This window comes from Novosphingobium marinum, from assembly GCF_013408095.1.
Lineage (GTDB): Bacteria > Pseudomonadota > Alphaproteobacteria > Sphingomonadales > Sphingomonadaceae > Novosphingobium > Novosphingobium marinum.
The window spans coordinates 81,611-93,261 of the sequence record NZ_JACBZF010000001.1 but is presented as its reverse complement, the minus strand read 5'-3'; the positions used below and the strand labels follow the sequence as shown (position 1 = coordinate 93,261).

Here is an 11,651-nt window from a genome sequence, read left to right as displayed (position 1 = left end):
GTTAGCGTCGTATCCGATAGCGAACACAAGGGAGAATTCGGATGGGCCGACTGCAAGGCAAGCGCGCGATCATTCTCGGCGCCAGCAGCAAGGACAACATGGGCCAGGTCATGGCGCGGCGTTTCATGGACGAAGGCGCGAAGGTCCTCGTCTCCGGCAGGAAAGCCGAAGTCCTCGAGGAGTTCGCGAACGAAACCGGCTGCGAGTGGGCGACCTGCGACATCACCAGCGAGGACAGCGTCAACCAGCTCGCGGAAACCGCCGCGGAAAAGCTGGGCGGCATCGACATCGCGATCAACGCCACCGGCTGGGGGCTGCTGATCCCCTTCCTCGACAACACGCGCGAGCAGCTTGAGCAGATGACCGCGCTGCAGTTCATCGGTCCGTTCCAGTTCTACCAGGCAATGGTCCGCAAGATGGCCAAGTCCATGGGCGGGACCGGCGGATCGATCATCCAGATCAGTTCGGCAACCGCCGACATCATGCTGTGGAACCACTCCGCCTACATGGGCACAAAGGCCGGCGCCGATCATGTGATCCGGTGCGTCGCCAATGAGTTCGGCGAGGAAGGCATTCGCGCCAACTCGATCTCGCCGGGCCTCACGGAAACGCCGATGACGGCCGAAGCGGGCAAGGTGCCGGGGCTCTACGAAAGCTTCCGCAAGGGCTATCCGCTCGGTCGCTGGGGAACCTCGGAAGACATCGCGGCAGCGGCGGTCTTCGTGGCCAGCGACGAGTGTTTCATGACCGGGGAGAATTTCCAGGTAAACGGCGGCCTCAAGCTGCGTGGAAATCCCTCTCCCGACGAGATGAATGCCAGCATCGCGGCAGCAAGCGGTAGCGAAGGGTAAGCACGGATGGTCGATATCCCGAAGGTCCTTTCTCCCGACGAGGTCGGAGGCTGGGATCGCAGCGCCGACGTGGTCGTCATCGGCCAGGGCGTGGCAGGCACGTGCGCGGCGCTCGAAGCGCATCGCGCCGGAGCGGACGTTCTTATCGTCGAACGGGCATCGGGCGGAGGCGGAGCGAGCGCCCTGTCCTCAGGCATCTTCTACCTCGGCGGCGGCACCGCCGTGCAAAGGCATTTCGGCTACGAGGACAATGCCGACGAGATGGCGGCGTTCATGATGGCGAGCTGCGATCCCCTCGACCCGCTGGCGGTCCGCAGGTTCTGCAACGACAGCGCCGATCATTTCGACTGGCTCGAGGATCAGGGCGTCCCCTTCGAGCGCACCGAGTTCAAGGGCAAGGCCGTCTACCTCACCGACACGACCTGCCTGATGTCCACGGGCAACGAGAAGCTCTGGCCCTACAGCAAGATCGCGAAGCCCTCGCCGCGCGGGCACAAGGTCGCCGGGGAAGGCGAGAATGCCGGTGCCGCCGGCATGGCCCCCCTTCTCAGGAAGTGCGAGGACGAAGGCATTCCCGCGATCTACGACAGCAATGTCGTCGCGCTAGTCCAGAACGCGCAGGGCCGCGTCGTCGGCGTGCGGGTCAAGCAGTCGGACGGCATCATCCATGTCGAGGCGCGCAGGGGCGTGGTCATCGCGGCGGGCAGCTTCAATCTCAACCACGAGATGATTGCCGAGAACCTGCCGCTGCTCGGCGAAACGTCCGAACCGCTCGGCACGCCGGCCAACGACGGAGCGGGCGTCCTGCTCGGCCTGTCCGCGGGCGCGGGAACGAGCGCCATGGACGGGGTTATCCCGACCGGATCGATCTATCCGCCGGGACAGCTCATCAAGGGCATCATCGTCAACAAACGCGGCGAGCGCTTCGTGGCAGAGGACAGCTACCACGGGCGCACCGGCAACTTCACGATGGAGCAGCCCGACCAGAAGGCCTGGCTGATCGTCGACAGCGAGATCTTCGCCTACCCGGAAAACAAGTTCGCCAACCACCAGCTCGTCGACGGGTTCGAAACCGTCGAGGAAATGGAAGCGCGGCTCGAATTGCCGGCGGGATCGCTCGTCCGGACGATGAACGAATACAACGCCAATGCCGAAAAGGGCGAGGACCCGTACCTGCACAAGGCGAAGGACTGGCTGAAACCGCTCGACAAGGGTCCGTGGGCGGCGTTCGACATCTCGTTTGACCGCTCGACCTACCTGTTCATCACGCTTGGCGGACTGCGCACCGGCCCGGATGGCGAGTGCCTGACGCCCCGGTCCGAACCCATTCCGGGACTGTACGCGGTCGGCGCCAGCGCCGCGCATATTCCGCGCAACGGGAAGGCCTATGCCAGCGGCATGAGCCTTGGGCCGGGAAGCTATTTCGGTCGCCGCGCCGGTCGTCACGCGGCGGGCGCGAACTGGACCGGCTGAAGCGCGTCAGGTGCCTTGCGGAAAGTCGGTGGATAGGCTCAGCTCCTTGTGGGCTGCAAGCTCGCGCCGCTGACGCTCTACTTCGTCGCCGACGGACTCGTAGGCATCGCGTCCCAGCAGCAACTGGAAGGGTGGATCGGGCATCTCCACCAGCTTGATCATCGCCTCGGCTGCCCGCACCGGATCGCCCGGTTGCAGGCCGCTGGCGCTTGCAAGCCTGTCGTAGAACACGCCGACCGTATCATCGTATTCCTCGATGCGGTCGGCCATGCGGATCGAATGATCGCTTAGGAAATCGGTGCGGAACGCTCCGGGCTCTACCGAAGTGACGCGCACGCCGAACGGCTCCATTTCCGCATGGAGGGCATGGCCCATGCCTTCGACAGCGAACTTTGTTGCCGCGTAGGCCCCGGCTCCCGGAGCGGCCCGGCGCCCGCCCATCGACGTTATGTTGATGATGTGGCCGCTGCGCTGCTTGCGAAGGAAGGGAGCCGCCGCGCGGCACACAGCGTAGGTGCCGAAGAAGTTCACCGCGAACACGTGGTCGAGTTGCTCGTCGGTAATCGCCTCGGTCGCCCCGAGCATTCCGTAACCCGCGTTGTTGACGATAACGTCGATCCGGCCGGCGTCGGCGAACGCGCTTTCGACCGCTCTCCTGACCGCGTCGCGATCGGTGACGTCGAGCTTCACCAGCGTGAGGCCGCCTTCCGGATCGGCGATGCCCGGATTGTCCGAACGGATGGTGCCGATGACCTTGTCACCGCGCGCCAGCGCCGCCTCGGCCAGCGCCTTTCCGAAACCACGCGATACGCCGGTGATGAACCATGTCTTCATGCGTCTGCTCCTGCCTCGGATTCGATCTTCGATTTGATGTCGGCGCGAAGCATGTCCTTGCGGATCTTGCCCGACGCGGTGCGGGGATAGTCGTCCACGAACTCGAAACGCTCCGGCGTCTTCTGCTTCGCCAGGCCGGTGGCCTGCACGTGCTTGCACAGCATTTCTACCGATGCGGGATCGCCTTCGGAAATGATGTAGGCGCAAACGCCCTCGCCGAGCCGCTCGTGCGGCATGGCCACGACGCTGGCATCGCGGACCTGCGGGTGGGTGCGAAGGACATCCTCGATCTCGACCGCCGAGATATTCTCGCCGCCCCGGATGATCAGGTCCTTCTTTCGCCCGGTGACGGTGATCGCGCCGTTTTCCGAGAGCGTCCCCAGATCCCCGGTGCGGAAGTAGCCGTCCGGGGTTATCGCCGCCTCGGCCTGGCTCTTGTCGGCATAGCCCAGCATCATGGCGGGACCGCGGGCGAGGATTTCGCCTTCCTGTCCGAACGGCAACTCCGCGCCGTCGTCATCGACGATCATGACCTGGTAGTCGACGACCTCCCCGTCGGTGGTCGCGGCCAGTTCCTCGTTGTCCATCCAGCCGAACGTCACCAGGGGCACTTCGCTGGCGCCGAAGACCCGGAAGGCCTGAAGGTTGTCGAAGGCCGAATTGGCAGCCGGGATGAGGTCGGGCGGCACGGCCGCGCCGCCGCAGGCGAACACGCGCATGGAAGGAAGCCGCGTCCCGGCCGCTCGCGCGGCGTTGGCCAGCTCGACAAGGAACGGCGTCGCGGCGACCGTCGCCACGACCTCGTGCTCCTCGATGAGCCGGAGCGCATCCTCGGCGTTCCAGCTTTCCATGAAGATGCACTTGTCGCCGGTGACGAACGGCGCCTCGAGGCCGTTCGCATACCCGGAAATGTGGGTCACCGGAGACGGCATGATCGTCGCCTCGCCCTCGCCGATGCCCCAGTATTCGGAAGACAGCCGCTTGATCCGCTCGATAGTGGCATGCGAATGCAGCACGCCCTTGGGACGACCGGTCGTCCCAGAAGTATAGAGCACCATCTTGACGCCGTGCGGATCGACCTGCGGACGGTCGAACGGAAGCGACCTGCCCTCCTCGACGAGGGTCTCGTAGTCGTCCGGCCCGCTTCCGCGCGCCGTGAAGGCGAATTCCAGATCGGGCAGTTCGTCCCTGAGCCGCAGCGCCATCTGCGAAAAGTCGAAGCGGCGGAACTCGGTGCAGGTCAGGATCGCCCGCGCGCGGCAGTCGCCCAGCATCTGGCGGACTTCGGCGTCCCTGTAGATGGGGACGATCGGGTTGACCACGAACCCGGCCATCGCCGCAGCCAGGTTGAACACAGCCGCTTCGTGCCAGTTCGGCAACTGGAAGGACACGACATCGCCCGGCACCAGCCCGCGCGCCATGAGCGCGGCGGCGAGCGCGCGCGCATCGTCGAGCAGTTGCTTGCGCGTCATCGACCGCCGGTTGTCGATTACCGCGACGAAATCGGGATCTTCGGCCGCGCGCTGCTCGGCGAGATCGGCGATCGTGACGTCGCGCCAGACGCCGTCCGCATATTCGGCAAGATGCGGCGGCGGGATCTGCAACCAGTCCCAGGGCTTCGCTTGGTCGGACATCGCGGCCTCCTTTCCCATTGAACGCTCGTGCGCTTGCTTCCCCGTTCCCACCTCGGCGGCAAGGAAACACCTCTCAACTTGCGCAGGTTGTCTTTCTATCCCCGCATAGCCAGATGGTTAAGCGAGCATCGAGAATTCTGCACCGGAGAGGCTTTACGATGGGATATCAGGAACGCGTAGAAAAACTCGGCGAGGTCGCGGAGATCATGCGCGGCTATGTCGAGACGAAGTCCACGCACCAGACCGACAAGACGCTCGAGGTCCCTGCCTCCTCGTACGTGGATCCCGTTCAGTTCAATCGCGAACTGGAGCTGATCTTCAACAAGCTTCCCCTGATGCTGGCGTTTACCTGCGAGCTGCCCGATCCGGGAGACTACAAGGCGATGGACGCGGTCGGCAAGCCGGTCCTCATCGTGCGCGGAAAGGACGGTCAGGTTCGCGCCTTCCTCAACGTCTGCTCGCATCGCGGCGCTCCGGTCGCCGAGCAGGGACACGGGAACTGCCCGCGCTTCATCTGCAAGTACCACGCCTGGTCCTTCGGCCAGGACGGCCGGCTTATCGGCATCGCGGAAGGCAGGAGCTTCGGCGATGTCGACAAGTCGGAACGCGGCCTGAAGCAGCTTCCGTGCGAGGAGCGGTCGGGGATGATCTTCGTCAGCCTCGATCCCGAAGCGAAGATCGACCTCGACGGTTATTTCCGCGGCTATCTCGGAGATTTCGAGGATCTCGGCATCAAGGACTGGCATTACCTCGGCAGCCGCACGATCCATGGCGCCAACTGGAAGATCGCGTACGACGGCTACCTGGAAGGCTATCACTTCCAGTCGCTCCACCCCGAAACGATCTTCCCGCGTACGCCATCGAACACGATGCACTACGAAGGCTTCGGCCCGTCGATGCGGATCGGCTTTCCGCAACACGAAATCGCCAGCCTGCTGAACGAGGTCCCCCGCGAGGAATGGGGAAAGCGTGAGAACTTCGGCTACGATTTCGTGCGTATCCTCTTCCCCAACGTGTCCGTCTTCGTTGCGCCCGAGATCACGCAGGTCGCCCAGCTTTTCCCCGGACCCACGCCCGACCAGAACCGCACGGTGCTCAATTACCTGACGCGCGAAGCTCCGAAGAACGACGAGGAGCGCGAGAAGGCGGAAGGCATGATGAACTTCTTCCGCGACGTCACCTACGAGGAAGACTACGTCATCGGCCTCGAAATCCAGAAGGGCCTTGCGAGCGGCGCGCACGAGAACATCATTTTCGGCAAGAACGAGCGCGGCAACCAGTTCTTCCACGAATGGGTCAACTGGTACCTCGCCGAGGATCCCGACGCTCCCGAACCGGTGATGTAAGGTGAACCCGATCGGGCTTGCCTCGGGCGTGGTGCCCGAATTCGGTCCTGTCGAAACGGTCGAGGCCGCGCGGTTCGGCGGGTTCGACCTTGTCGGTCTGTGGGTGGAACCGGCGGACTGGACGGCCGAGACGACTCGCGCGACCAGATCGGCGTTGCGCGAAACCGGCCTCCCGGTGATCGACGTCGAAGTCCTGTGGCTGCAGCCCGGCAGTTCGATCGACGATCACAAGCGCGTCCTCGATATCGGCGCGGAGCTTGGCGCGGCGAACGCGCTGTGCGTCTCGTCCGAACCCGATCTGGGGCGGACTGCCGACTGGTTTGCCGAACTGTGCCGCCATGGCGGCGCGAACGGGCTGCGCGTCGCACTCGAGTTCGGCATCTTCACCGAGGTCAAGAACCTCGCGATGGCGAAGGAAGTGATCTCCCGCGCCGATCATCCGGCCGCGGCGATCCTGATCGATCCCATCCATGTCGATCGGTCGCAAACGCCGATAGCCGATATCGCGGCGCTCGACCGGAATCTGCTTCCCTACGCGCAGTTCTGCGATGCGCTGGCAAAGCGGCCCGATCCGGGCGACTTCGACGCGATTATCGAGGACGCAGTGGACCTGCGCCAGCAATGCGGCGACGGAGCCGTCGATCTCAATGCGCTTCTGAGGGCGCTTCCCGAGGACGTGCCGCTATCCATCGAACTGCGGTCCAAGGCCCTTCGCGACACATATCCCGAGGCCGGCCCCCGCGCGAAAGCGGTTGCCGACGCTACCCGAAAATGGCTGGAGAGCGCCTGATGTCGATTACCCTGCTGTCGATCTTTCGCCGCCGCGAGGGAATGACCCACGACGAATTCGTCGACTATTACGAGAACGCGCATCGCCTGATTGGGGAGAAGGTGCTGGCAGGCTATGCTTCGGGCTACCGGCGCAGGTTCACGACGCCCTTCGGTATGGAAGCGGACGCAGCGGACCCCGACGTGGTCATGGAAATCGACTTCCCCGACGAAGCCACGATGAACGATTTCTTCGCCTCGATCGAGGGCGATCCGGATACCAGGGCCATGATCGAGGAGGACGAGGAAAAGCTTTTCGACCGGACCTCGATGCGCATGTACCTGCTCGATGAGCGGACATCGCCGATGCCCGCTCCCGAGCGCTGACGGATCAGTCCCGCCGCTCGTCGAAGATGCGGTATTCGCGTCGGGTGAAGACCCACTTGCCGTCGATCTTCGCCAGTTCGTCCTCGTAGTGGCCGTTGGTGTGGACGGTTTCCTTAGTCTCGGGGTGCTCGTAGATTTCGATGGTGAACGTGGTCGCCCTGGCCTTGTCGCCATCGATTTCGATCCGGCCGGGATGTGCCAGGTAGACCATCGGCTTCTTGCACCCGTCGAGCCCGTAGACCTTCATCGATCCGGCCCAGGCTTCCACGATCGCCTTCTTGCCCTCGAAACCGCCGAGGTCCGGATATTCCGGAAGCGCCCAGTAGGAATCCTCCGCCCAGGTGCTGGCCCACAGGTCCTCGTCGATGGTCATCACGCCGTATGCGTAGGTTTCCATGGTTTCGCGAATGGCGATGCGGTCTTCCAGCGGGCCGGTGAATGGCATTCATGCTCTCCAGTTTGTGCCCGCCCTCTGCCGGGTCGAGCTTCGTTGAACGGACTAACAGTCCTGCTAGCATGCGGGCAACTATCACAGGCGACAGCAAGCAGGTCTGATCGCAGCGCGCGCCGGCTTTCCGTGCGCGCAGGCAGGACAAGTCAATGGACCAAGAACGCCCGATCCTCTTCACGTTCGAGGAAACCTGGCGGCGGCTGGCCGAACACAAGCCGCAGTTGCGGGAAGATCTCCGGCCTGCCCTTTTCGACCCTTCGGGCGTGACTGCACCGGCCCTGCTCGATCCGCAGGGTCCTCCCGTCATCGGATTGCTTCACACGGACGGGTACCTCGGCGGTCATGCGGGCGAGTTCCTCGATCGATGTGCGTCCCTGCCGAACCTTGTCTGGCTGCAGAGCGGATCGGCGGGCCTCGACGATCCGCGATTTGCCGAGATCGCCCGCAACGGAGCGACGATCACCCGCAACGACGCGCAGGCATCCTCGATAGCCGAGGTCATCGTCGGGCGCGTTCTCGATCGCTTCCAGAACGGAGCCGCCCGACGCCATGCGAACTGGGAAAGGAACTGGATGCAAAGGTCCTTTTCCGAAATCAAGGGCAGTCGCTGGGTCATCGTCGGGCATGGGGCGATCGGCGGGGAGCTTGCACAGCGCGTCAGGGCATTCGGCGGCCACGTCACCGGGATCAGGAGATCGCCCGGCGGCCCGAAGAACCACGCGGACGAAATCCTGCCGCCCGGGAAACTGGAAGGCGCCCTGCGTTCAGCCGATGTCGTGGTCCTGCTCCTTCCGCTCAAGGACGATACCGAGGGCTTCGCCGATGCCGCATTCTTCGGGCGGATGAAGCAAGGCAGCACGCTCTGCAATTTCGGTCGCGGCGGGCTGGTGGTCGAGAAGGACCTGCTCGAGGCGCTCGAGGCGGGGAGGCCGGACTTCGCGATCCTGGATGTCTTCGGAACGGAGCCCCTGCCCGCCGACAGTCCCCTGTGGACGCACCCGCAGGTCGATGTCAGTCCGCACAACTCCGGCATGGGCGATGGCCTTGCAGGCCGAACCGACGCGGTGTTCCTCGAAAACCTTGCCGCTTGGCAGGAAGGGCGTGCCTTGCGTCTCGTCGCCGGGCGCGATCTGTTCTGAGGCTTGCCCTACTGCGAAAGGTACTTGTCGAGGGTCCGCGCGAAATGCCGGATACGGCTTTCCTGGTAATGCGCGAGATGTACCCTTCCGTTCTTCGAGGCCTTCAGGCCCGCGTGGACGTGCGGAAGATTGTCCCAGTCCTGGTCGAAGATCGCACCCAACGCTCCCAGTTCCTCGACGTCCGACCATTTCTCGTCGTCAGAGAGGAAGCGCATCGGGACCGACCGCGGACGCTCGGCTCCTTCGGGTAGCCGCGTGATCCTGCGAATTTCCATCAGCGTATGGTCCTGGTCCGGCCAGGGCCGCCACCTGTAGATGACGTTCGGCGGGAATCCCCCCCACGGCGCGAAATTCGGAAAGACGTTGTAAGTGAAGGCATCGACCATCTCGCAGTCGCTGACGCTGCCGAAATCGCGCTGTGCCTCCACGCCCAGCCGCTTCCGGTTGACTTCGGCGAGAGCCGCCCGCGCCGTCCCGCCCTCGGGTATCGTCACCTCCAGACCCAGCTGCGCCGACCGGCTGTTGTTCTGGAGCATCTGCTCCAGCACCCAGTCCTGGGTGAGGCCCTTGTCGGCAAGATGCGGAGAAGTGACGGCAAACGGAGTCAGCGCAAGATTGGCGTGATCGCCCCAGAGCGAGTACTTCGTGTTGGCGTCGCCGGCGAAGGGCAGAAGCTGCGGGTGCGTCTGGATCGAATGGAAGGCCTCCATGAAAGCCTCGGCAGCGGCTTTCCAGTTGGCATTCACGACCTTGCCGACCCAGATCGTGGTCACGCATTCGTCGTGACGCCAGTGCTCGAAATGCTCGGGCAACGGAGCAAGGTATTCCTCGATCGACGGACCACCGGCTTCCTCGCGCAGGAAGATATAACCCTGCCACCGTGCCACCTCGACCTGCGGAAGCGCCAGGTCGTCCTCTGACAGGTGCCCGAAGTCCCACTGGCACGGAATATTCTTCAGAGAGCCGTTCCTGTTCCATGCGAACCCGTGGAACGGGCAGACGAAGTCCTCGGTCGAACCTTCTTCGGTGCGCAATTTTCGGCCACGGTGAAGGCAGACGTTGTAGAACGCCTTCACAGTACCGTCGTCCTGCCGGACGATCAGGTAGGACCGGCCGACATTCTCGTACACGATGAAGTCGCCGGGATCGGGCAATTCCTCGTCGCGCGCGGCGAATTGCCAGACGCGCGGCCACATCTTCGCCTTTTCGCGTTCGAAAAATTCGGGATCGGTGTAGCGGCTTGCATCGAGCGGCTCGTCGCCGAGTTCGGGTTCGCTCACGTCGCGAAGGAACTGCGGAACCTCGTGAGTGTCGGTGTCGGCATAGTCTTCCCAGCTCGTGCCGGGACACCTGGCCGGGGCATCGCGCTTTTCCCCCTCGTCCGCGACAGGCCGCCGACCGTGGATCGCCGTAGCCATTACCGGCGACCCTCCAGATAATCGTTGAGGACTTCGTGGAAACGGCGCACGCGCGCCTCCTGCTCGCTGAGCCAGGCATCGCTGTACCCGCGCGAGCGAAGGCCCTTCTGCTGCCAGACCGCCACCGAGAGGTCCTGATCTACGAAGTCGCCGACATCGTCCTCGCCGTAGACCAGATGCTCGAGTTCGGCCTCTTCCAGGGGCTTTTCGCCGGCGACGGTCAGGACCTTGTCGAGGCCTTGGATCCGCGGCGAGAGCGCCCAGTATTCGAACGTGCACTTGTTGGGATCGTCGATGTGCGGCTCGGTCCGGAAGAAGTGGACCTGTCCCGCGACCGGCGTGCCGGTAATCGTGAGGTTGGGAAAGACCGTGTGGTGGAAGTAGTCGGTGAGTTCGTCGTCCTCCAGCTTGTCGATGTACCGGTGGCCGATGGCGGGACCACGCTCGCGTTTCACTTTCTGCAGCGCTTCCCGCCCTTCCCGCGAACGTCCGGCAAAGTCCTCGGCCTTCAGGCCCCACTCCTCGAGCATGAACTGCCAGATCGGCTCGACCTCGTTGGGGCTGTCCGCCCGCATCGAAGGCCGCCCGCGCTCGATCATCCGGTTGTGACCGTTCGGGAACATCTCGAACTCCGTCGCCCGGTAATCCTCGTCGATGTTCTGCCGCATCTGGGGATGGACGGTAGGCAGGTGATAGCTTTCGTTGAAGTTGTCCGACGCGAACTTCCAGTTCGTGTCGACCTCTACCTTGCGCCAGATCACCCTGACCATGTCCTCGATCCCGCGATTGGCGAGCAGGAGCGGAATCGGGTCGAGATAGTCGAGCAGCGGCCTGGCATCGGGGTCCATCGAGTACCATGCGAAACCGCCCCAGGTTTCGCACGGAAGCTCTTTCAGGTTGGCCTTCCCGCATGGCGAATTGCCGCGAAAATCGTCCGGGTCCTGCACGCCGACAAGTTCGCCGTCCAGGGCATATTGCCAGCCGTGGTAGGCGCAGGTGAAGCGCGGCAAGGACCCTTCATCGACATAGACCAGGCGATTGCCGCGATGCTGGCACACGTTGTAGAACGCCTTCACCGAACCGTCCGCCTGCCGGACGAGAAGCACGGATTCGTGCCGGAAATTGTGAACCGTGAAGTCGCCGGTCTCGGGAAGCTCGCTCAGTTTCGCACCCAGGTGCCAGACGCGGGTCCACATGTGGTCCCACTCCCGTTCCATGAACGCCTTCGACGTGTAGCGGCCGCCCGTGATCGGGTCGCCGCGCAATCCCTCGCTCGATCCACCGTCGAGGACGCCTTCGCGATCGAGCCTGCCCGTCACGAGATTCATCGCCTTCTCCCTATAGTCTTCC

The 11,651-nt window shown here is 63.9% G+C and carries 11 protein-coding genes; 6 read left to right on the top strand and 5 right to left on the bottom strand.

Annotated features, from left to right (window positions below; all coding sequences use genetic code 11):
• Window positions 1–41: 41 nt before the first annotated feature.
• Complete coding sequence (locus FHS75_RS00465) at window positions 42–851, top strand: SDR family oxidoreductase (protein ID WP_179405763.1); 810 nt, start codon at window positions 42–44, stop codon at window positions 849–851.
• Window positions 852–857: 6 nt separating this feature from the next.
• Window positions 858–2,324: an FAD-dependent oxidoreductase gene (locus FHS75_RS00460; RefSeq protein WP_179405762.1), complete on the top strand. Its 1,467-nt coding sequence runs from the start codon at window positions 858–860 to the stop codon at window positions 2,322–2,324.
• Window positions 2,325–2,330: 6 nt separating this feature from the next.
• On the opposite strand, the gene FHS75_RS00455 is transcribed toward FHS75_RS00460, so the two are convergent.
• Both FHS75_RS00455 and FHS75_RS00450 read right to left on the bottom strand, forming a co-directional pair.
• Complete coding sequence (locus FHS75_RS00455; RefSeq protein WP_179405761.1) at window positions 2,331–3,158, bottom strand: oxidoreductase; 828 nt, start codon at window positions 3,156–3,158, stop codon at window positions 2,331–2,333.
• A complete protein-coding gene (locus FHS75_RS00450) occupies window positions 3,155–4,792 on the bottom strand; it encodes an AMP-binding protein (protein WP_179405760.1) in 1,638 nt (545 codons plus the stop codon). The genes FHS75_RS00455 and FHS75_RS00450 overlap by 4 nt, the downstream gene beginning before the upstream one ends.
• Window positions 4,793–4,950: 158 nt before the next feature.
• On the opposite strand from FHS75_RS00450, the gene FHS75_RS00445 reads away from it, so the two are divergent.
• From FHS75_RS00445 to FHS75_RS00435, 3 genes are read left to right on the top strand one after another with little or no spacing between them, the layout of a single operon-like run.
• On the top strand, window positions 4,951–6,138 hold the full coding sequence (locus FHS75_RS00445; protein WP_179405759.1) for an aromatic ring-hydroxylating oxygenase subunit alpha: 1,188 nt from the start codon (window positions 4,951–4,953) through the stop codon (window positions 6,136–6,138).
• A gap of 1 nt (window position 6,139) precedes the next feature.
• Entirely contained in the window at window positions 6,140–6,928 is a 789-nt protein-coding gene (locus FHS75_RS00440; RefSeq protein WP_179405758.1) for a sugar phosphate isomerase/epimerase family protein, read from the top strand.
• A complete protein-coding gene (locus FHS75_RS00435) occupies window positions 6,928–7,293 on the top strand; it encodes an EthD domain-containing protein (RefSeq protein WP_179405757.1) in 366 nt (121 codons plus the stop codon). The genes FHS75_RS00440 and FHS75_RS00435 overlap by 1 nt, the downstream gene beginning before the upstream one ends.
• 4 nt (window positions 7,294–7,297) lie before the next feature.
• Here FHS75_RS00435 and FHS75_RS00430 read toward each other — a convergent pair whose 3' ends face one another.
• Window positions 7,298–7,738, bottom strand: a complete 441-nt coding sequence (locus tag FHS75_RS00430; RefSeq protein WP_179405756.1) for a nuclear transport factor 2 family protein — start codon at window positions 7,736–7,738, stop codon at window positions 7,298–7,300.
• A 155-nt stretch (window positions 7,739–7,893) separates the two neighbouring features.
• On the opposite strand from FHS75_RS00430, the gene FHS75_RS00425 reads away from it, so the two are divergent.
• Entirely contained in the window at window positions 7,894–8,883 is a 990-nt protein-coding gene (locus FHS75_RS00425; protein ID WP_179405755.1) for an NAD(P)-dependent oxidoreductase, read from the top strand.
• Window positions 8,884–8,891: 8 nt separating this feature from the next.
• Here the strand turns inward: FHS75_RS00425 and FHS75_RS00420 are convergent, their stop codons facing one another.
• Window positions 8,892–10,301, bottom strand: a complete 1,410-nt coding sequence (locus tag FHS75_RS00420; protein WP_179405754.1) for an aromatic ring-hydroxylating oxygenase subunit alpha — start codon at window positions 10,299–10,301, stop codon at window positions 8,892–8,894.
• Window positions 10,301–11,629 carry an aromatic ring-hydroxylating oxygenase subunit alpha gene (locus FHS75_RS00415; protein WP_179405753.1) on the bottom strand — a complete coding sequence of 443 codons (1,329 nt, stop codon included), beginning with the start codon at window positions 11,627–11,629 and terminating at the stop codon, window positions 10,301–10,303. The genes FHS75_RS00420 and FHS75_RS00415 overlap by 1 nt, the downstream gene beginning before the upstream one ends.
• Window positions 11,630–11,651 lie beyond the last annotated feature (22 nt).